The sequence below is a fragment of the Micromonospora halophytica genome (assembly GCF_900090245.1).
Classification (GTDB): domain Bacteria; phylum Actinomycetota; class Actinomycetes; order Mycobacteriales; family Micromonosporaceae; genus Micromonospora; species Micromonospora halophytica.
Window position 1 is genome coordinate 446,058 of record NZ_FMDN01000003.1, and the last position, 19,949, is coordinate 466,006.

The window sequence follows — 19,949 nt, forward strand, 5'->3', positions numbered from 1 at the left end:
ACTGGATGAACGGACCCTGACCGCGCGGAGGGTCCGGACCACCACCCCCGTCCCCGTAAAGGTTGGTCCGATGGAAAGTAGACGACTCCGCCTCGCGCTCAGCGCCGCCGCCACCGCACTCGTCGCGGCCTCCGTGCTGACCGTGATCGGGCGTGCCGACGCGCACACCGTCCCACCCGTCAACCCCAACGCCTCCGCCTCGACCCGCAGCGTGCTCAACTGGCTGGCCCACCTGCCCAACCGGAGTTCCAACCGGATCGCCTCCGGCTTCTTCGGCGGCTACAGCAACAGCGGCTTCTCCCTCGCCCAGACCGAGGAGCTGCGCAACGCCACCGGGCAGTACCCGGCGATCCTCAGCTGCGACTACGGCTCCGGCTGGGCCACCAACAGCGACATCACCGCGCTGGTCGACCACTCCTGCAACTCCAGCCTGAAGTCCTGGTGGAACAGCGGTGGTCTGGTCACCATCAGTGTCCACTCGCCCAGCCCGGCCAACGCCAACGGTGGTGGCCTGAACACCGCGATGGGCAACTTCGCCGACCTGCTCAACCCGTCCACCGCCGCCGGGGCGCGCTGGCGGCAGCTGATGGACAAGATGGCTGCCGGCCTGCAGGACCTGGAGAACGCCGGGGTGCCGGTGCTGTTCCGGCCGTTCCACGAGATGAACGGCGACTGGTTCTGGTGGGGCAACCGGGACCAGGCCACCTTCCGGCAGGTCTGGCAGCAGATGCACAGCTACCTCACCGGCACCAAAGGGCTGGACAACCTGCTCTGGGTCTACTCCGCCGACTTCAGCCGGGGCAACCGCACCGCCTTCTACCCGGGCGCGTCCTACGTGGACATCGTCGGCATGGACGCCTACGACGACAACCCGCAGACCTCGGGCATCCAGTCCGCATACAACGAGCTGACCGCGTTGGGCAAGCCGTTCGCGTTCGCCGAGATCGGGCCGGACAGCCAGGGCTCCTTCGACTACGGCAGGTGGATCACCGCCTTCCAGCAGAACTACCCCCGGACCACCTACTTCCTGGCCTGGAACGACGGCTGGGGCCCGGCGCGCAACGCCGGTGCGAGCACCCTGTTCAACAGCTCCTGGACCGCCAACCGGGGCGAGGTCGACCTGGGCGCCGTCACCGAGCCGGGTGGCGGCACCACCAGCCCGCCGCCGACCGGGGGCACCCTGCTGGCCGGCTTCGAGTCGGGCACCGACGGCTGGGCCGGCACCAACGTCACCGGCGGCCCGTGGCGGGTGAACGAGTGGGCCGCCCAGGGCTCGTACGCCCTGAAGTCCGACGTCAACCTCGCCGCCGGCGCCGCATACCTGCGCCGGACCGCGACCACCAGCCTCAGCGGGAGGACCACGCTGCGGGCCACCGCCCGGGTCGCCCTCTGGGGCAACTTCGGCACCGGCAGCCAGGCCAAGCTCTACGTCAAGACCGGCTCCGGCTGGCAGTGGTACGACGGCGGCGCGGCCACCGTCACCTCGTCCGGCGTCACCCTCACCCTCAGCCTCGGCGGCGTGGCCAACCTCGGCGACGTCCGCGAGATCGGCGTGCAGTTCGTCCCCGGCAGCGGGGCGAGCGGCGGCTCCGCCGTGTACGTCGACAACGTCACCGTCCAGTAGGGGCGAGGGGCGGGCCGGCGCGACCCTCCCGGTCACGCCGGCCCGTCCGCGTCTGCTCGGCCGGATCGGCCGGACCTGGCGGCCCGCCCGCCCGGTGGCTACGCTTCGATGGTTCGCCGCTCGTGAGGCGGTCCTCAGCCTTGAGGTGCGCGCACAAAGAAGAGAGCCGGAGCGACCACCGTGCTGCCCCAGGACGTCCGCCGCGAGGCCGTCACTCCGCGCGCCCGCCACGTCGGCGTCGTCGTCGCGGCGACGGTCTTCCTCGTCGAAGCGATCTGGCTGGCAGCGGAACTGCCGCAGGCGGCCCTCGCCAGCGACCTGGGCGCGATCACGGTGGCGACCTGGGCCGCCGTCGCGTGCGCGGGCGCGGCCCGCCGGCACCCGACCCCGCTGCGCCGGTTCTGGACGCTGCTCGCGCTCACCATGGGGCTGGCTGCCGCCGGCCGTACGCTCTGGACCGTCGAGCGGCTCGGCAGTCACGAACTGCCGCACACCTTCCTGATCGGGGCGGTCTTCACCGCCGGGATCGTCACCGGCACCGCGGCCCTGCTCTGCTCGCTGTCGGCCCCCCGCAGCCTCGTCGGTCAGGCCCGCACCCTGCTCGACGGGGTGATCGTCGGGCTCGCGCTGATCCCGATCGGCTGGGTCGTGGTGTTCCGGGACATCGCCACCGCCGACCTCATCGACCCGCTGCGCACCTTCGGCCTGCTCTACCCGATGCTCGACCTGATGCAGCTGACCATCCTGGTCGCGGTCGCCGGACCGAGGCGCCCGGTGTGGCGGCCGCTGACCCTGATCGGGGCGAGCCTGGCCGTCCGGGCCGGAGCGGACGCGTTCTACGTCTCGCTGGTCGCGCACCACAGCTACGCCCCCGGGCACCCGATCGACCTCTGCTGGCCGCTGAGCTACCTGCTGATCGGGGTGGCGGCGAGCCACCCGCCGCCGCCGGTCCACGACGGCCTCGACGACGCCGCCGAGTCGCCGCTGCCGCCCTGGTGGCGGGTGGCCCTGCCGTACCTGCCGGTGGGTGGGGCGATCATCGCGGTGGTGCTCGCCCGCCGCCCCACCGGGCAGACCCCGCACCTCGTCTTCACCGGCATGATGGCGCTGCTCGGCGTGCTGGCGCTGCGCCAGGGGCTGGCCGCCAACGAGAACCTGCGGCTGGTCGGCCGGCTGCGCCGGCTGGCGTACACCGACCAGCTCACCGGGCTGCCCAACCGGCTGATGTTCAACCGGCGGTTGCGCCGGGCGCTGCGCGACGGCCCTCCGGTCGCCGTGCTGCTGCTGGACCTGGACGGGTTCAAGCAGGTCAACGACCGGTTCGGCCATGCCACCGGGGACGCCCTGCTGACCGCCATCGCCGGCCGGATGCGGAACGCGGTCGGCGGCGACGGCGACATCGCCCGGCTCGGTGGCGACGAGTTCGCCGTGCTGGTCGACGCGGCCCGGCCGGTCGCGCCGGAACGGCTCGCCGAACGGCTGCTCGCCGCCCTGCAACCCTCGCCCGGCGAGGAGGACGTCGGCATCCACCCGTCGGCCAGCATCGGCATCGCCGAGTACGGCCCGCAGCACGCCTCCCACACCGACCTGCTGCGCGACGCCGACATCGCCATGTACGCGGCCAAGGCCGCCGGGAAGTGCGCCTACCGGACCTGCACGCCGGCGCTGCGGGAATCCGCGGTCAGCCGGGCGGAGCTGATCGCCGACCTGCGCCGGGCGGTCGACGAGCGGCAGTTGCACCTGGACTACCAGCCGATCGTCGACCTGGCCACCGGCGCGGTACGCAGCGCGGAGGCGCTGGTCCGCTGGCGGCACCCCCGGCTGGGGCTGCTCGGCCCGGCGGCGTTCCTGCCGCTGGCGGAGGAGACCGGGCTGATCGTGCCGATCGACCGCTGGGTGGTCCACGAGGCGTGCCGGGCCGCCGCCGCGTGGCGCGAGCGGGTGCCGGAGGCCACCGTGGCGGTCAACATCGCCGCCGCCCACCTGCGCCGCCCGGACCTGATCGCCACGGTCACCTCGGCGACCGCCAGCGCCGGCCTGGCCCCCCGCGCGTTGACCCTGGAGCTGACCGAGTCGGCGCTGATCGACGGCAGCGAGGCGGTGCTGGAACGGCTCGCCCAGCTCCGTGAGCTGGGCATCCGTATCGCCATCGACGACTTCGGCACCGGCTACTCCTCACTGAGCTACCTGCACCGCATCCCGGCCACCGAGCTGAAGATCGACCGCTCGTTCGTGGCCCGGCTCGACACCGACTCCCGGGCGTACGCGACGGTGGAGATGGTGACCCGGCTGGCCGGTGCGTTCGACCTGGCGGTGGTGGCCGAGGGGGTGGAGACCGAGGAGCAGCATGCCGCGGTGACCGCGATCGGCTGCGTCCACGGCCAGGGCTACCGGTACGGCCGCCCCGGCACCCTCAGCACCCTCCACCCCCACCCCACGCCCGCCTGACCCACCTCACCCCCGTGCCCGTCTCGCCCCCACACCCCGGGGTGGCGGAAAGCCCGGGGTGGGGCGGGTACAAGGTCCCGGCGGGGACGGGGGGTTCGGCCCTGACCGGGGCCTTCCAAGATCGGGCAGGATGGAGCGCGACACACCGACGCCCCCTTTCGCACCCTCGGGAGACACCACATGAAGCGCCGCACCCTCGACCTCCTGCTCAGCATCGGCGGGCTGGGCCTGACCGTCCTGCTGCTCGTCGCCGGCATCGTGCTCACCACGAACGCCAACTTCGCCAACAACTACGTGCGTGACCAGCTCGGCGCGCAGCACATCTCCTTCACACCGGCCGACGAGCTGAGTGACGAGGAGAAGAAGGTCGACTGCCTGGTCGAGTACGCCGGCAAGCCGCTGACCACCGGCAAGCAGGCCGAGTGCTACGCCAACGAGTACATCGGGCTGCACCTGAAGAACATCGCCGGCGGCAAGACGTACGCCGACCTGGGCGAGCCGCAGAGCGAGCTCAAGGCGAAGGTGAAGGCCGCCACCGAGGCGAACGACCCGGCCCTGGCCGACCTGCAGAAGCAGCTCGCCGAGGTGTCCGGCCAGCGGGACACCGTCTTCAAGGGCGAGACGCTGCGTGGCCTGCTGCTCACCTCGTACGGCTTCAGCGAGTTCGGCCGCAAGGCCGGGCAGGCGGCCCTGGTCACCTTCATCGCCGCCGGACTGCTCCTGCTGCTGTCGATCGCCGGCCTGGTGCACGCCTTCCGCACCCCGGCCAGCGAGGCCTTCGCCGCTCCCGCGCCGACCAAGGAGCGGCTCACCTCCTGACCGTCCCGACCCGGCCGCCCCCGCTCTCCCACACCCCCTCGGGAGACCGGGGGCGGCCGCGTGTCCGGCCCCGGCAGGCCGTCCGCCGCGCAGAATGGGGCTTGACCCTCACGCAGCGGGAGGCGGGAGCCTCGGTCGCGGAAGGGAGGGAACCCATGGCGTACACGGTGGGGCAGGTGGCGAAGGCGGCCCGGGTGACGGTCCGGACGCTGCACCACTACGACGAGATCGGCCTGCTGTCGCCCGGCGGCCGGACCCCGGCGGGTTACCGCCGCTACGACGACGCGGACCTGGAGCGGTTGCAGCACATCCGCTTCTACCGCGAGCTGGGGTTCCCGCTGGAGGAGATCGCGGCGATCCTCGACGACCCGGCGGCGGACCCGGCGGCGCACCTGCGCCGGCAGCACGAGCTGCTCACCGACCGGATCGGCCGGCTCCGGGAGATGGTCGCGGCGATCGAGATCGCGATGGAGGCGAGACGGATGGACATCAGGCTCACGCCGGAGGAGCGCTTCGAGGTCTTCGGCGACTTCGACCCGGACGCGCACGCCGAGGAGGCGGAGCGAAGGTGGGGTGACAGCGACGCGTACCGGGAGTCGACCCGGCGGACGGCCGGCTACTCCAAGGAGGACTGGCTGCGCAACAAGGCCGAGACCGAGGACTGGGGGCGGCGGTTCGTCGAGGTGATGGCCTCCGGCGCGGCGGCGGACTCGCCGGTGGCGATGGCGCTGGCCGAGGAGCACCGGCAGCTCATCACCCGCTGGTTCTACGACTGCTCGTACGAGGTCCACACCGGGCTGGCCGACCTGTACGTGGCGGACCCCCGGTTCACCGCGCACTACGAGCAGATGGCGCCCGGGATGACGGCGTACCTCGCCGAGGCGATCCACGCCAACGCGATCACCCGCGCCTGACCGATGAGTCGGGTGCCTCCCCGACGTTAACCCTCGGGGAGGCATCCGCCTCCCGACCAGGCCCGTACCACCGGAGGTCCGCAGTGCTCATCGTCGCCGGAACCCTGTACGTCGACCCGACCGGGCGGGACGCCCACCTGGCCTCCTGCGTGGAGATCGTCCGGCAGGCGCGGTCCGCGCCGGGTTGCGTCGACTTCGCGATCAGCGCCGACCTGGTCGAGCCGGGCCGGATCAACGTCTACGAGCGCTGGGAGAGCGACGAGCAGTTGCTCGCCTTCCGGGGGTCCGGGCCCGCCGGGGAGCAGGTGACGGCGATCCGTGGCGCCGAGGTGCACAAGTTCCGCATCTCCGGCGTCGAGGCCCCGTGAGACGGCGTCGGCCGGACCCGGTGGTGGGCCCGACCGATGTCGGTCAGCAGGTGGCGGATGACGGAGTCATGCTGGTCGCCGCAGGCGTTTGTCGACGGCGACCACGAGGCTGGCCGCTACCGCGATGGCCAGGATCCGCAGCCAGGCGTCCCCACCGATGGGCGCGGTACCGAAGACCGTGTTCATGGCGGGCAGATAGGTGATGGCGAGCTGACCGATGGCCTGCACGGTGACGCCCAGGATGATCCAACGGTTGGTGAACAGGCCGATCCGCCACGCCGAACGGGTCAGGGAGCGGCAGCTGAACAGGTAGAACGCCTCGACCACGACGAAGAGGTTCATGGCTGCGGTCCGGGCTTCGGTGAGGCTCGCGCCGTGCGTGCGTTCCCATTCGAACAACCACCATGATCCGGCCACCAGCAGCGTGGACACCAGCAGGATCCGCGCCATCAGCGCGCGGGTGAGCAGCGGCTGGTCCGGGTCGCGGGGCGGCCGGGTCATGATCCCGGCCTCCTTGGGCTCGAAGGCGAGCATCAGGCCGAGCGCGACGGCGGTGGTCATGTTGATCCAGAGGATCTGGGTGGGCAGGATCGGCAGGGCGGCGCCGGCCATGATCGCGGCCAGGATGACCAGGCCCTCCCCGATGTTCGTGGGTAGGGTCCAGATGATGAACTTGGTGAGGTTGTCGAAGACGCCGCGGCCCTCTTCGACGGCCGCCTCGATGGTGGCGAAGTTGTCGTCGGTGAGCACCATGTCGGCGGCGTCCTTGGCCACCTCGGTGCCGCTTGCGCCCATGGCCACACCGATGCCGGCCTGTCGCAGGGCCGGGGCGTCGTTGACGCCGTCGCCGGTCATCGCGACCACATGCCCGCGGGACTGCAGGGCCTCGACCAGCCGCAGTTTCTGCTCTGGTGACACCCGGGCGAACACGGCCGCACGGTTGACGGCGTCGGGGAATTCCTCGGCCGGCAGCGCGGCAAGGTCGGTGCCGGTCAGGACAATGCCCTGACCAGGCTTGTGGCCGTCGAGCAGACCGACCTGGTCGGCGATCGCGGTCGCGGTCGCGGCGTGATCCCCCGTGATCATCTTCACCGAGATGCCAGCCGTGTGGCAGGCGGTGACCGCGGCGGTAGCGGCGGCGCGGGGCGGGTCGAGCATCGCCTGCAACCCGGTCAGGATCAGGCTGCCCGGCAACGTGTCCTCGGCGAACTCGTCCGCTCCGGCGGCCGGGCCCATCGCGGTGGCGAGTACCCGCAGGCCCTGGCTGGCCAGGTCGCCGGCCGTGCGCAGCACCACGTCGGTGTCCAGGGGCCGGACGGTGCCGTCGGCGTACAGTTGCGCACCGCAGAGGTCGAGTACCCGTTCCACCGCCCCCTTCGCCAGGATCACGTGTCCGCCGGCGTGCCGGCCGGTGGTGTCGCGGTGCAGGGTGACCATGTACTGGCGTTCGGAGCTGAACGGGATCGTCGCCGTACGGGGAAGAAGGGTGTCGACGTGGCCCTTGCGGAGGCCGGCTTTGGCGGCGACCACCAGCATCGCGCCCTCGGTGGGATCACCGATGACGTCTGACCGCCCGTCCTGCTCGGTCAGGGCGGCGTCGTTGCAGGCGGCGCCGGCCAACAGGGACCACCGCAGCGCCGAATGGGAGTCCGGCACCGCCGGTGCGCCCCGCGTGTCCCGCACCGTCCCGTCGAGGGCGTAGCCCGAGCCGGTCACCTCGAACCGGCCGCTCGGGGTCCACACGGCGCGTACGGTCATCTGGTTCTCGGTGAGGGTGCCGGTCTTGTCCGAGCAGATGACGGTGGTGCTGCCCAGCGTCTCCACCGCGGGCAGCCGGCGGATCACCGCGCGTCGCCGTGCCATCCGTGCCACGCCGATGGCCAGGGTGATCGTGACCGCGGCCGGAAGTCCTTCGGGGATCGCGCCGACCGCGAGGGCGATGGCGGCGGTGAAGGTCTCCACCGCGTCCTGGCCGCGCAGCAGGCCGACCCCGAAGGTCACCGCAGCCAGGGCGAGGATGCCGACGGTGAGGATCTTGCTGAATCCGGCGAGCTTCCGGGTCAGCGGGGTCGCCAGCGTCTCCGCCGCCCCGACCAGCCGGTGGATCTCCCCGAGTTCGGTTTCCGCGCCGGTGGCGACCACGATCCCGGCGCCACTGCCGGTGGTGACCAGAGTGCCTGAGTAGGCCATGTTCTGCCGGTCGGCCACCGGGATCGCCTCGGGCAGCACGACCTCGTCCTTGGTCACCGGCACGGACTCGCCGGTCAGCGCCGACTCGTTCACCCGCAGCTCCGCCAACCTGGTCAGCCTCAGGTCGGCGGGCACCTTGTCACCCGCCTCGAGCAGGACGAGATCGCCGGGGACGAGATCATCGGACAGCACGGTCCGCTCGTGCCCGTCGCGGATCACCGTCGCGTGGGTACGCACCATCGACCGCAGGCCTTCGAGGGCGGCCTCGGCCTTGGACTCCTGGATGAAGCCGACGATCGCATTGATCAGCACGACACCGAGGATCACCGCCGAGTCGACGTACTCGCCGAGCCCCGCGGTGACCGCGCCCGCGGCGAGCAGGACGTAGATCAGCGGGTGGTGAAACTGGCTCAGGATCCGCACGAACAGCCCGGTGCCCTTCGCGGCGGGCAGGGTGTTCGGCCCGAACCGTGCCAGCCGCTCGCTGGCCTGCGCACCCGTCAGCCCACGGTGCGGGTCGGTCTCCAGCAGCAGCACCACCTCGTGGGCCGCCAACCCGTGATGGGAGGTGCCGGACGAGAGTGCGGAGGTGGTCATCACGTCACGCGCTCCGGGGCAATCACGGCCAGCACCGGGCCGAGAGCCACCGCAATCAACATCCACAGCCGATCCCGATGACCCCGGCGGGCCATCCACAGCGCGCTGGCCAGTCCCGAACCGACCAAGAACGCCAGCGCCACGGTGATGAACTGTGCGCGTGTCATGACTCTACGATCCGCGTGGGCGCCCTCCGCCGGCAGAGGAGGACGCACCGCGGCCCCAGGCCGGTCGCCTCTGGCGCCTCGGTGTCCGGACGATCAACCTGAGGTGGCGGTCGTGTCGAGAGCTTGGGCGTGGGATCCTCAGCCGGCGCGGCGCAGGAAGGCGCGGATCAAATCGGCGATCTCAGCGCCGTGGGTCTCCAGCGCGAAGTGGCCGGTGTCCAGCAGGTGGATCTCCGCCTCCGGCAGGTCCCGGGCGTACGCCTCGGCGCCGGCGGCCCCGAAGATCTCGTCGTGCCGCCCCCAGGTGACCAGCGTCGGCGGCTGGTGCTCGCGGAAGTAGCGCTGGAAGTCGGGGTACACGTCGAGGTTGAACTGGTAGTCCCAGAACAGTTGGAGCTGGATCTCGGCGTTGCCGGGCCGGTCCAGGCCCGCCTGGTCGAGCAGCCAGGTCTCCGGGGCGATCCGGTCGAGCAGGTCGGTGGGGACTCCGTGGGTGTACTGCCACCTGGTCGCCTCGACCGTGAGCAGTCGGCGGACGGCGGGCTCGTGGGTGGTGCGGTCCTTGGCATGGGCGAAGAGGGCGTCCCAGAACGGGGTGAAGCCGTCCAGGTAGGCGTTGCCGCTCTGCACGACGAGCCCGGTGACCCGGTCCGGGTGGCGGGTGGCGATCCGCAGGCCGATCGGTGCGCCGTAGTCGTGCAGGTAGAGGGCGAAGCGGTCGAGTCCGAGGGTGTCGAGCAGCGCCTCGGTCACGGTGGTGAGCCGGTCGAAGCTGTAGTCGAACCCGTCGACCGGTGGCGCGGACGACTGACCGAATCCGACGTGGTCGGGGGCGATCAGGTGGTACTCGTCGGCCAGCGCGGGGATCAGGTCGCGGAACATGTGCGAGCTGGTCGGGAAGCCGTGCAGCAGGACGAGGGTGGGGCGGGTGGGGTCGCCGGCCTCCCGGTAGAAGATCTGCTGGCCCTGCACCTCGACGGTCCGGTGGCGGGTGGCGGACAGAGACATGGGGACTCCTCGACAGTCGGGAGAACGATCGTTCTCCGGCTGCCTGCTACCGTAAGAGAACGGACGTTCTCCGCGCAAGGGGGTTCCGCTGTGGACCAGGCGACAGCCGAGGAGCGGCTGCTGGACGCCGCCGACACGCTCTTCTACGAGCGCGGCGTGCAGGCCGTCGGGATGGACGCCATCCGGCAGGCGTCCGGGGTGTCCCTCAAGCGGGCTTACCAGCTCTTTCCGTCCAAGGAGCACCTGGTCGAGGCGGTGCTGCGCCGACGGGACCGGGCCGTGCTCGCCGGGCTGCAGGCGTACACCTCGGCGCGGGCCACCCCGGCGGCGCGCATCCTCGCCGTCTTCGACTACCTCGACGACTGGTTCCGGCAGCCGGACTTCCGCGGCTGCGCGTTCATCAACTCGTACGCCGAACTGGGCGGCGTGTCGGAGGGCGTCGCGGCCCTCGTACGCGGCCACAAGCGGGCGTTCACCGCGCACCTGGCCGCCCTCGTCGCGGCGGCCGGCGAGCCACCCGCCCTCGCCGATCAGCTCGCCATCCTGGCCAACGGCGCGATGGTCACCGCCGCCGTAACCGGCAGCCCCGAGCCGGCCCGCCAGGCCGCCGACGTGGCGCGCCGCCTGCTCGAGCCCGCTCAGGGGGTCACGTAGTCGTAGACCGTGCGGGCGAGCCGGCGGACGAGATCGGCGCCGGTGGCCTCCGGACCGGAGGTGAGGAAGGCGACGGCCAGGACGTGAATCGACGCGGCAACTCCGCCCAACGTGCGCCGATGGATCCACCGATCGGGTGAAAGATCGGCAATGCCGGTTCCGCCCACGCTGGTCCGCTGTTAACCCGTACGACACCCCGGTTGGTGGCTCGCGCGGCGGAGGAGTCGGCGTGGCAGAAACTGATTCGACGGGTTCCACCTGGCGCTACACCTGGGCCCGGAAGCAGAACGAGCGCCGGCAGCACACGTACCGCGAGGCCGAGGCGGCCTGGCGGCGGCACGACGACGAGTTGCGCCGGCTGCGGGCCCTCGCCGTCGGCCTGCGGGGCTCGGTCGCGGCGGGCAGCGGGCTGCCCCTGGAACTGGCCCCCGGCGAGGTGGTCCTCCGGGCGTGGCCGGCCGCCCAACTGGTCGAGGTGCGGCACACGGCGGTGCTGCCCGCCCCCGACCTGACCGTCGAGCCGCACCCGGCGCCGCTGCGCCACCGACCCCCCGACGGGGTCCGGGCCACCGACGCCGGGATGGCGGTGATCACCAACCGCCGCCTGGTGTTCGTCGGCGGCAGCGGCCGGCGCGACTGGGCGTACGGCAGGATGACCGGCCTGTCCCACGACCCGGCGGCCCCGGTGACGCTGGTCCAGGTTCTCGACCGCAGGCAGACCGTCGGCCTGCTGCTGCCGGCCGTCGAGGCGGCCGACTTCCGCTTCGTGCTCACTCTCGCCTTCGCCGACGCCATCGAGCAGCGGGACACCGTCCTCGCGCAGCTCGACGAACTGATCGCCGAGCACGACCAGACCCGGCCGTTCCGCCCGGCGATCGCCACCCCCGGGCAGGCCCGGATCATCGCCCGCGTCCCCGGTGGACGCCGCACCGTCGCCGTCGCCGCCGCGCTGACCCTGGTCGTGCCGGCGGTGCTGCTCGATTCCGACCCGCCGGTGCGGTCCGGCTCCGAGGTCGCCGCCGCCGCCACGCCCGCGCCGGCGAAGTCGGCCGCGCCGAAGCCGAAGCCCGCCGCGAAACCCCGGCCGAAGCCCTCGCCGTCACGCAGCGCCGTGCCGGCCGAGCGGCGCTGCGGTGCCCCGGCAAACCCCATGGGGTACGACTACTGCGGCGGCGAGCGCATCCGCCGGCCCGACCACCGGGTCTGCGACCACTTCGACTGCGTGCAGGAGTTCTACGCCGGGCGGGGCTACCTGGTGCTGTGCAGGGACGGTTCGGTCAGCCTGACCGGTGGGCGGCGCAACGCCTGCGCCGGCCACGAGGGGGTACGCCGCACCATCTTCACCTGACCGGTCAGGGCGACGGCGGGGTGTCGAAGTCCGGCACGGTCAACGTGCCGTCGTAGAAGGCGCGGGCGCGGGGCAGGTCGGCGACGCCGAGGGTGACCAGGCTGATCCGCTGCTCCATGCCTCCGGACGCTACCGGTGCGCTCCGACACCGTCAGCGCGTCCCACCCCGGGCGAGCGGCAGCAGCCCGACCAGCACCAGAGCCGCGCCGACCGGCAGCAGGTCCAACTCGACGGCGATCGCCACGAAGCCGACCAGCACCAGCACCGGGCTCCACGGCGGCAGCAGACGCGGCCGGACCAGGACCGCCCGCACCAGCAACGCCAGCAGGCCCAGCTCGAACAGGGCCGGCCCGAGGAGGAACACCGGGCCGGGGATCACCGCCACGTCCTCCAGTCCGGGGAACAGGTCGTAGACGATCACCCAGAGGAAGCCGGCCGCACCGAGCAGGGTGGCCGCCGTCGCGACCGTCAGCCCCGCCCGCCACCCGGCCGGCAGCAGCACACGACGCAGCCGCAGCGCCAGCGCGCCGAAGACCAGGATGCCGAGGCCGAACGCGACGTGCCCGACGTCCCAGGCCCAGCCGTTGCCCCGGTCGCCGTCGAGCCCGTCGGCGAAGCGGAACAGGCCGTAGACGAGCAGCAGCAGCGGGGCGACGACGGCGGGCAGGCGGAGCGACGAGCCGGCGCGGGTATCGGTGAGCGTCATCAGCCCAGGCTGGCAGGACAGCCGCCGCCGGGCATCCGGGCCGACCCGTAAGCGGCCCCCGAGGCCGCCCCGGATTCCCGCCACCTGCAAGGTGGCGCGGCTGCCGCATCATGTACGACGTGATCGACCTCAAGCGCAAGCGGCACCCGTCCAAGAAACACAAGAAGCGCGACTGGTGCGACTGCAACTGCGACGGCCCGGACTGCTGCGACTTCGGGCTCTTCTCCTTCCTGCTCACCCTCGGCGCGACCACCGCGCAGGTCAGCCGCGCGCCACTCGTCGACCGGGCCGGCCGCGCCGCCATCCTCGGCTACCGGCGCTGGCTGTCGCACCGCTGGCCCGGCCAGTGCCGCTACACCCCGACGTGCAGCGCGTACGGCCTCACCGCCGTCGAGAGGTACGGCCTTGCCGTCGGCGGGCGGATGGCCGCGGACCGGCTGCGCCGCTGCAAGCCGCACATGCCGCGCGGCACCCACGACCCGGTCCGATAACCACTGGCCGGCCCACGCCGGTGGCACTACCGTCGGCGGGCGTGACCCGCACCGTGACCCTCGTCCTGGTCGATGCCACCGGCCGCCCCCTCGGGGCGCTGCCCGAGTACGAGGTGGAGTCGCCCTGGTGGCAGGAGGTCGACCCGGTGGTGCGGGGCGCGCCCGTCGAGGTGAGCGTGCTGCGCCTGCTGGACGGACACGGTGACCGACCGGGCGTCGGCGGCCGGGTCCGCTACCTGGCCGAGGTCGCCGAGCCGCCCGCCGTGCCGCTGCGCCCGACGCCGGTGGACCTCGCCCCGCACCCGCTGCGCGCCCCGTACGCCGAGCCCGGTGGCCCGGCCGCCAGCGTCGCCTGGGCGCGGGCCGTCCTGGACCGCCTCGGCCGGCCCGCCGGCGAGGTGACGCAGCGGCGAACCTGGAACCTGTCGGCGATCTGGCGACTCGACTCACCGCACGGAACGGCCTGGCTCAAGCAGGTGCCCGGCTTCTTCCGGCACGAAGCGGCGGTGCTGCGCCGGCTCGGCACGGTCACGCCCGGGCGGGTACCGGTCCTGCTGGCCGCCGACGGCGACGGGCGGATGCTGCTCGACCACGTGCCGGGGGAGGACCGCTACGACGCCGACACCACCGAACGCGCCGCCATCGCCACCGACCAGCACGACCTCCAGGTACGCGCGCTCGGACTCGTCGACGACCTGGTCGCGGACGGCGTGCCGGACATGCGTGGGCCGGCGCTCGCCCGGTGGATCCGCGCGACGATCCCGCCGTCGGCGCTGCCCGCCACCGATCCGCTCGACGCTCTGGAGGACCGGCTCGCGCAGGTGGCGCGGTGCGCGCTGCCGGACACCCTCGTCCATGGCGACCTGCACCCCGGCAACGTCCGGGGCGACGGCGCGCGGCGAGTGATCATCGACTGGGGGGACGCGTTCGTCGGGCACCCGGCGTTCGACATCCTCCGGCTGACCGAAGGGCTGCCCGCGTCCTCGGCCGCCCCGCTGCTGGCGGGGTGGTGCGCGCGGTGGCGGGACAGCGTGCCCGGGTGCGACCCGGAACGGGCGGTGGAGTTGCTGCGGCCGGTGGCGGCGCTGCGGATGGCGGCCGTGTACGCGATGTTCCTCGCCGGCATCGAGCCGAGCGAACGCATCTACCACGCCGACGACGTGCCGCAATACCTGGCGAGAGCAGCCTCCGAGATCGGCTGACGGCGCTCTACGTACGCGAGCTCGCCGTGCGCTTCGCAGCCGAACGTCGATGCTGCCTGATCCTCCTCGGACACCGTCACTCCGGGGCGTGGCAGACCGCCTCGACGTTGTTGCCGTCCGGGTCGCGGACGAACGCGCCGAAGTAGGTCGGGTGGTACTCCGGCCAGACCCTGGGCGCGTGCAGCACCTCCGCGCCGGCCCCGACCGCCGCGTCGTGGAACGCCTGCACGGCCGCCCGGCTCGGGGCGGTGAACGCGACGTGCGTCTCGTACCCGTTCCCGGGGGAGGTCGCGGGGCTGATCCAGAAGTCGGGGTGCTCGACGCCGTAGCCGATCACGTCGCCGAATTCCATCATCCGGCGCGCGCCCAGCGGGGCGAGGACGGTGTCGTAGAAGGCGCTGCTGGCGGGGATGTCGCGGGACTGGATGCCCAGGTGGTCGAGCACGTCGTGTCTCCTTCATGTGTCGTGGCCCGGCAAGGCTAGGACCGGCCTACGACCTTTCCGTGTGCTGCTCAAGGCGTGCCTGGCCGACCGGCACTGCCTGTCGTCGCCGCGCGTCGCCGACGACAGGCCGACGTCGCCGCACGACCAGGACCGAAGGTCCCGCCCGCCGGTGACCTCGCCCCCTGCCGCATCCCCGTGACGCCGCGCAGGCTGGAGGGAGACAGGGACCGGCGCCACGCCCGCCGGCGGCAGGGTCGGGAGGCATCATGGCCACGCAGCTCACCACCCACCCGGCAGCACGGGCCGTCGACCGGTACCGGCCGCTCGGCGTCGCGCTCACCGCCCTCGCAGCGGCCATGGCGACGGCCTCGCTGCTCGGCCCGCTCGGGTTCGACCTGATGCGCTACCGCACCTCACCGACCACCCTGCACCAACTCCTCGTGCTGTTCGTGATGGCGCCGCTGGCCGTGGCCGCCGCCGTGCTCGCGTACCGCCGGCACCCGGTCGCGCCGCCGCTGGCCACCGGCGTCGCCGGGTACGCCGTCTACACGTATGCCCAGGTGATCATCGGTCAGGAGTACCTGCGGCTGCCCGGCACCGTGGAACGGTTCTTCCCGCTGCTGCTCGCCGTGTTCCTGCTCGCCGAGGCGGTACTCGTGCTGGCCTGGCGGGCGCTGCCGTCGTCCCTGCCCGCGCCGTCGGCGCGGCTGCGGCGGGCCACCGGGACGACCCTGCTCGTGGCGGCCGGGTTTCTGACCTTCGGGCTGCACCTGCCGACCATGCTGACCGCCTGGTCGGACCCGACCGCCATGACCGAGTACGCCTCCAGCCCCACCCCGTTCTGGATGGTCAAACTGATGGACCTCGGCATCGTCGTCCCGGCCGCCGTGGCCGTCGGCGTCGGCGTGCTGCGGCGGGCCGGCTGGGCGCAGCGGGTGGCGTACCCGCTGCTGACCTGGCTGACCTGCCTGGCGGTGTCGGTGACGTCGATGGCGGTGGTGATGTTGGCCGACGGCGACCCGGATGCGTCGCCGGTGCTGGCGGTCGGGTTCGGCGTGGTCACCGTGGCGCTGGCTTGGCTGACGGTGGCGGCCCACCGGCCGCTGGCGGTCCGCCGCGTGCCGGCGGCCAGCGCGCTCTGCTACTGCGCCCCGGACATCCCCCGGGACCTTGTCACGCTGTCGGCGGGCAGAGGTGCGCCTCGGCCGGCCGCCGGCGTTAGGCGGTAGAGCGGTACGGCTTGCTCAGCCTGCACGTCCCTTCCACCGTTCGCGCCCGTTGCGGGTGTCGTCGGTGTCCCGGGCAGTCCCTGTGATTGAGTGACCGGTGACCGACCAGTTTGCTCATGGGGATGCGATGGCTGCCGCAGTACGGGAAATTGAGGTCAAGTACCGGGTGATCGACTCGGCGGCGCTGGTTCGAGCCCTGGCTCAGCGTGGAGCCGTTCTTTCGGAACCGGTTCGCCAGGATGACCAGGCATACGCCGCCAGTGACTGGACCTACGGGCAGAGTAAGGTAGGGGCCGCGTTCGCCCGGCTGCGTACGGAGAACGGTCGGCACACGTTCTGCGTCAAGAAGCCGCTCGAGAACGAGCTTGCCTGCGCGGAGCACGAAACCGAGGTCCTCGCCCGAGACCCGATGCACGCGGCGATCCTTGCCATGGGTTTCTATCCGACCACTCGAATCGTGAAGACCCGGCGTACCACCCGGCTCGACGAGATGTCGCTCTGTCTCGATGAGGTGGAGGGGCTCGGCGTGTTCTTCGAGATCGAAGTCATGGCCGATGATGATCGGCCGGCGATCGAGGTCCAAGAGGATCTGGACGGCTTCGCCCGCTCCCTCGGCGCCGAACTGGTGCGCATCACCGAGACCTACGACGCGTTGGTGCACGCGGCCTCACCGGTTGGCTGCTGACCGCAGGCCGTGCCGAGCACCAGCTTCACCTGGATGAGCAGTTCGGCGGCGACCTCATTCGGCGTCTGCTCGCCGATATCGTGCAGATGGACGGGGAACCCCGCCTCTGCCAGCTCCACCGCCACCTCCGCATAGCGCTCGCGTTCCTGCTGGCCAGCCCCCGGACCGCCGCGATGGAATCGGCTGTGGATGCCCCGGGCCGCGGCCCTGGCTCGGGAGCGGGTGGGGTCGCCGGTGAGAATGATGGTCAGGTCCGGGCGGTCGACGTACTGGTTGAGGGCCCAGATGAACTCGCCGTCCACCCCGTCGAGCCGTTGCAACACCAGCGATGTCGCCAGATAGCGGTCGCAGATGACCAGTTTCGCGGCGGCGAGCGCGGGCCGGATCTCGGTCTCCAGGTGCTGGTAGCGGTCGGCGGTGACGAGACAGGCGAGAGTCAACCCGTGATAGTCGTCGGTGCCGTACCGCGCTGTCTCGCCGAGCTGGGTGTGCGTCGGTTCCTTGGTGCGGTGAACGTCCCACCCGTCTTCGGCCAGCAGGTCGGCAAGGAGCGCGGTGACTGTCGTCTTGCCTACGCCACTCGGGCCGTCGAGGACGAGGAACCTACCGCTCACCGGTTCACCAGCCGCTGGTGCTGAGCGCGTGCCAGTTCCACCAGCCGGCGGCGTACGTGGGACAGCTCGACCTCGCCGAACTGCAGGTTCACGGAGAAGTTGAATTCGTCGCGGTCGCGCATCGCCTCATCCAGTCCGTCACTCGTCAGGTCCACTGCCGTGTAGTCAAGGAGCTGAGCGGAGTCGTACCGGCCTGTTGCGAGCAGCCGCTGCCATTCGGGCGTGCCGGGGTACGGCCGGAACTCGAACACGCTTGCCCGGAACCGGCCGGAGCTGTTTTCCGTGAGATCCCACAACTCGTGGATGTGCCGGACGGTCGCCTCCAGATCGTCGTGCGTTTCCGTGGGTAGACCGAGGATGAAGTAGCCCTTGACGTCGATACCGAGCCGGGTGAGTCGGTCCACCACGTTCCGGGTCCACTCCGGTCTGATCCGCTTGCCGATATGGCGGAGGATGCGCTCGCTACCGGACTCGACGCCAATTGCCACCTCTCGACAGCCGTTCGCGGCGAGCAGTTCCAAGAGGGCGTCTTCGCTTCGGGTGAGGATGTTGATGCGTCCAGTGGCGTCCCAGACGTACCTTCCGCCGATGTCCGCTTCGGTGAACGCGGCCATGCATCGTCGGATGAACCGTTCGTGCCCCAGGAACAGGTCGTCGACGAATCGGAAGGCTGTCACACCGTAGCGTGCATGGACCTCGTCCATCTCGGCGATGATGTTGGAGGGCTCACGGGTGCGAATGGTGACATCGGGATTGGCGCTGACCGCAGCGCCGCAGAACGAACAGTCGTACGGGCAGCCGCGTGCGCCCACCATGGCCGCCTCGAGCGGCCCACCGTCAGGCTGGTACGGGTCGGCGGCGAAGAAGCGGCGGTCGACGAAGGGCAGGGCGTTGATGTCGGGAGCCAGGTGCCAGGCCATTCCCGGCACGCCGCCGGTGACAGGCGACTGCAGAATCGGATCTCGCCACATGACCCCCGGCAGTCGCACCCGACGGTGGCGGTCTTCGAGCAACTCGGCCACCCGAGTCTCGCCTTCGCCGATGACCAGCGCCTCGAGCCGGGCGAATCGAGGGTCCGCGATGACCGCTTCCGGCATCGCCTTGGCCTGGTGCCCACCGACCATCACTTGGATGCCGGTGTCGATCCCGGCGGCGATGCGAGCACTCAGTGCGTAGGTCGGTGCCAGGAGATTGAAACCCACCCAGCGGGGCGCCGCCTGGTTGATGATCTCCTGAATCCGGTCGATGCCCAGACCGCGACTCTCACCGTCGAGGACACCGACGGTGAAACCCTGTGCCGCGGCGTAGGTGGCGAGATAGCCCATCCCCAGCACTGGCAGGGTGAAGTCGTTGATCCTGGGGCGCCGGGCGTAGTCCCGTAGCGGTGCATTGACCAGCAATAGGTCGATCGGCGCGCCAGCGGGGGCACCGACGATGCAATTGTCAGAGTGCTCCGGCGTGTTGGTTTCCGTACGCGAGGGTGAGGAGGGTGTAGGTGGCGAGATGGTCACCTGTCATCCGCCGCCATTCGCGGGCGAACGCCGGCTCGTCCGCAGGCCACGGTTGGTGTGGACTCGCATGGCGGGCCCAGGTGCGGACCGCCAGGTCGGCGTAGGGGTAGAGCGTCCAGTCGTTGCTCCAGTCGGCGACAGCTGCGCCCGCGCTCCACGGTCCGATGCCGGAGACGTTCTGGAGCTCTTTGACCAGGACCGACGGTGACAGCTCCAGCCAGGACCCGCCATGGGCGAGGAATGCGGTGGCGGCGTTCCGGAGTGGCCTGCGCTTGAAGGCCATGCCACACTCGGTGAAGTCATCATCGCTCAGGGTTAACACACGTTCGGCGGAGGGGAAAGTGTGAAAGTCCGTCTCATCGGATGGTGCGATCACCTCTCCGAAGCGGCGACAGAAGTCCCGATACAGCTTCCGGGCCTGCCCGGCGCGGATCACCTGCCGGATGATGGCCGTCGCGAGCGCCTCCCACAGGCCGGGGTTGCGAAGTCGCGCGACCGTGCCGATCGCCGCCAGCGGTGCGTGGATCGCGGTGGCCTGCCGATGAGGCGTCCCCGGTGCTGAGAAGACGTCCAAGTGAGGCAGCGGCTGCTCGCCACGTACGCACACCGTCGACACCTTCGTTCCCTGCACGGTGATCAGGCCGACGGTGCCGGTCGTGAAACTCAGGACCCGCGACTGACGGAGCCCGTCCGATCTCCAGGCGGGGTGGTCCGTCATGAGGAAATCGAAGCTCACGAGCCACCCCTGCGTGATCGTCCGGGACTGACTTGGCGATTCTTCCACCGTGAAAGGCGGCCCGCAGCCCTGGCTCGCCGCACTCAGGGATCAGGCTGCGATGACCCGGGCAGCGGCATGCATGTCGGCCGGCGGCAACTGCGTCCAACTCCGTACGATCCGCATCGGTGCCTCCAATCTGCTGCTGGTGCCT

Annotated in this window: 20 protein-coding genes; 11 read left to right on the forward strand and 9 right to left on the reverse strand. The window is 71.5% G+C overall.

Annotated features, from left to right (window positions below):
- Nucleotides 1–70: 70 nt before the first annotated feature.
- The 5 genes from GA0070560_RS07170 (at nucleotide 71) to GA0070560_RS07190 (ending at nucleotide 6,173) form a co-directional block, all read left to right on the forward strand.
- Nucleotides 71–1,624: a glycosyl hydrolase gene (locus GA0070560_RS07170; RefSeq protein ID WP_091292792.1), complete on the forward strand. Its 1,554-nt coding sequence runs from the start codon at nucleotides 71–73 to the stop codon at nucleotides 1,622–1,624.
- A gap of 180 nt (nucleotides 1,625–1,804) precedes the next feature.
- Nucleotides 1,805–4,072 carry a putative bifunctional diguanylate cyclase/phosphodiesterase gene (locus GA0070560_RS07175; RefSeq protein WP_245675393.1) on the forward strand — a complete coding sequence of 756 codons (2,268 nt, stop codon included), beginning with the start codon at nucleotides 1,805–1,807 and terminating at the stop codon, nucleotides 4,070–4,072.
- 180 nt (nucleotides 4,073–4,252) lie between these two features.
- Nucleotides 4,253–4,891, forward strand: a complete 639-nt coding sequence (locus GA0070560_RS07180; RefSeq protein ID WP_091292794.1) for a hypothetical protein — start codon at nucleotides 4,253–4,255, stop codon at nucleotides 4,889–4,891.
- A 155-nt stretch (nucleotides 4,892–5,046) separates the two neighbouring features.
- Nucleotides 5,047–5,805, forward strand: coding sequence for a MerR family transcriptional regulator (locus GA0070560_RS07185; protein ID WP_091292797.1), 759 nt, complete (start codon nucleotides 5,047–5,049; stop codon nucleotides 5,803–5,805).
- A gap of 83 nt (nucleotides 5,806–5,888) precedes the next feature.
- Complete coding sequence (locus tag GA0070560_RS07190; RefSeq protein WP_091292799.1) at nucleotides 5,889–6,173, forward strand: putative quinol monooxygenase; 285 nt, start codon at nucleotides 5,889–5,891, stop codon at nucleotides 6,171–6,173.
- 66 nt (nucleotides 6,174–6,239) lie between these two features.
- On the opposite strand, the gene GA0070560_RS07195 is transcribed toward GA0070560_RS07190, so the two are convergent.
- From GA0070560_RS07195 to GA0070560_RS07200, 3 genes are all read right to left on the reverse strand, one after another.
- A complete protein-coding gene (locus tag GA0070560_RS07195) occupies nucleotides 6,240–8,960 on the reverse strand; it encodes a cation-transporting P-type ATPase (protein WP_091292802.1) in 2,721 nt (906 codons plus the stop codon).
- Nucleotides 8,960–9,127 (reverse strand): hypothetical protein, encoded by a 168-nt coding sequence (locus tag GA0070560_RS28070; protein WP_211565762.1) that lies wholly within the window; start codon nucleotides 9,125–9,127, stop codon nucleotides 8,960–8,962. Before GA0070560_RS28070 ends, GA0070560_RS07195 begins: the two co-directional genes overlap by 1 nt.
- A 138-nt stretch (nucleotides 9,128–9,265) precedes the next feature.
- On the reverse strand, nucleotides 9,266–10,135 hold the full coding sequence (locus tag GA0070560_RS07200; RefSeq protein ID WP_091292805.1) for an alpha/beta fold hydrolase: 870 nt from the start codon (nucleotides 10,133–10,135) through the stop codon (nucleotides 9,266–9,268).
- A gap of 39 nt (nucleotides 10,136–10,174) precedes the next feature.
- Between GA0070560_RS07200 and GA0070560_RS07205 the strand changes: the two genes are divergently transcribed.
- On the forward strand, nucleotides 10,175–10,789 hold the full coding sequence (locus GA0070560_RS07205) for a TetR/AcrR family transcriptional regulator (RefSeq protein WP_425412606.1): 615 nt from the start codon (nucleotides 10,175–10,177) through the stop codon (nucleotides 10,787–10,789).
- Here the strand turns inward: GA0070560_RS07205 and GA0070560_RS28075 are convergent.
- Nucleotides 10,774–10,956, reverse strand: coding sequence for a hypothetical protein (locus tag GA0070560_RS28075; RefSeq protein WP_139131451.1), 183 nt, complete (start codon nucleotides 10,954–10,956; stop codon nucleotides 10,774–10,776). The genes GA0070560_RS07205 and GA0070560_RS28075 overlap by 16 nt on opposite strands.
- A 62-nt stretch (nucleotides 10,957–11,018) precedes the next feature.
- On the opposite strand from GA0070560_RS28075, the gene GA0070560_RS07210 reads away from it, so the two are divergent.
- Nucleotides 11,019–12,137 carry a hypothetical protein gene (locus tag GA0070560_RS07210; RefSeq protein ID WP_091292809.1) on the forward strand — a complete coding sequence of 373 codons (1,119 nt, stop codon included), beginning with the start codon at nucleotides 11,019–11,021 and terminating at the stop codon, nucleotides 12,135–12,137.
- A gap of 151 nt (nucleotides 12,138–12,288) precedes the next feature.
- Here the strand turns inward: GA0070560_RS07210 and GA0070560_RS07215 are convergent, their stop codons facing one another.
- Nucleotides 12,289–12,843: a hypothetical protein gene (locus tag GA0070560_RS07215; RefSeq protein ID WP_091292811.1), complete on the reverse strand. Its 555-nt coding sequence runs from the start codon at nucleotides 12,841–12,843 to the stop codon at nucleotides 12,289–12,291.
- Between the two features lie 110 nt (nucleotides 12,844–12,953).
- Between GA0070560_RS07215 and yidD the strand changes: the two genes are divergently transcribed.
- Nucleotides 12,954–13,334, forward strand: a complete 381-nt coding sequence (gene yidD, locus GA0070560_RS07220) for a membrane protein insertion efficiency factor YidD (protein ID WP_091292813.1) — start codon at nucleotides 12,954–12,956, stop codon at nucleotides 13,332–13,334.
- Nucleotides 13,335–13,375: 41 nt separating this feature from the next.
- Nucleotides 13,376–14,536 (forward strand): phosphotransferase family protein, encoded by a 1,161-nt coding sequence (locus tag GA0070560_RS07225; RefSeq protein WP_091292816.1) that lies wholly within the window; start codon nucleotides 13,376–13,378, stop codon nucleotides 14,534–14,536.
- Between the two features lie 76 nt (nucleotides 14,537–14,612).
- On the opposite strand, the gene GA0070560_RS07230 is transcribed toward GA0070560_RS07225, so the two are convergent.
- Nucleotides 14,613–14,981 (reverse strand): VOC family protein, encoded by a 369-nt coding sequence (locus tag GA0070560_RS07230; protein ID WP_091292819.1) that lies wholly within the window; start codon nucleotides 14,979–14,981, stop codon nucleotides 14,613–14,615.
- A gap of 266 nt (nucleotides 14,982–15,247) precedes the next feature.
- Between GA0070560_RS07230 and GA0070560_RS07235 the strand changes: the two genes are divergently transcribed.
- Nucleotides 15,248–16,210, forward strand: a complete 963-nt coding sequence (locus GA0070560_RS07235; RefSeq protein ID WP_091292822.1) for a hypothetical protein — start codon at nucleotides 15,248–15,250, stop codon at nucleotides 16,208–16,210.
- 97 nt (nucleotides 16,211–16,307) lie between these two features.
- Nucleotides 16,308–16,895, forward strand: coding sequence for a class IV adenylate cyclase (locus GA0070560_RS07240; protein WP_245675394.1), 588 nt, complete (start codon nucleotides 16,308–16,310; stop codon nucleotides 16,893–16,895).
- Here the strand turns inward: GA0070560_RS07240 and tmk are convergent.
- The 3 genes from tmk to GA0070560_RS07255 are packed head-to-tail and all read right to left on the reverse strand — an operon-like array spanning nucleotide 16,853 to nucleotide 19,756.
- Nucleotides 16,853–17,509 (reverse strand): dTMP kinase, encoded by a 657-nt coding sequence (tmk, locus tag GA0070560_RS07245; protein WP_091292825.1) that lies wholly within the window; start codon nucleotides 17,507–17,509, stop codon nucleotides 16,853–16,855. The genes GA0070560_RS07240 and tmk overlap by 43 nt on opposite strands.
- Entirely contained in the window at nucleotides 17,506–19,020 is a 1,515-nt protein-coding gene (locus GA0070560_RS07250; RefSeq protein ID WP_245675395.1) for a B12-binding domain-containing radical SAM protein, read from the reverse strand. Before GA0070560_RS07250 ends, tmk begins: the two co-directional genes overlap by 4 nt.
- Nucleotides 18,953–19,756, reverse strand: coding sequence for a DNA glycosylase family protein (locus GA0070560_RS07255; protein ID WP_245675396.1), 804 nt, complete (start codon nucleotides 19,754–19,756; stop codon nucleotides 18,953–18,955). Before GA0070560_RS07255 ends, GA0070560_RS07250 begins: the two co-directional genes overlap by 68 nt.
- Nucleotides 19,757–19,949 lie beyond the last annotated feature (193 nt).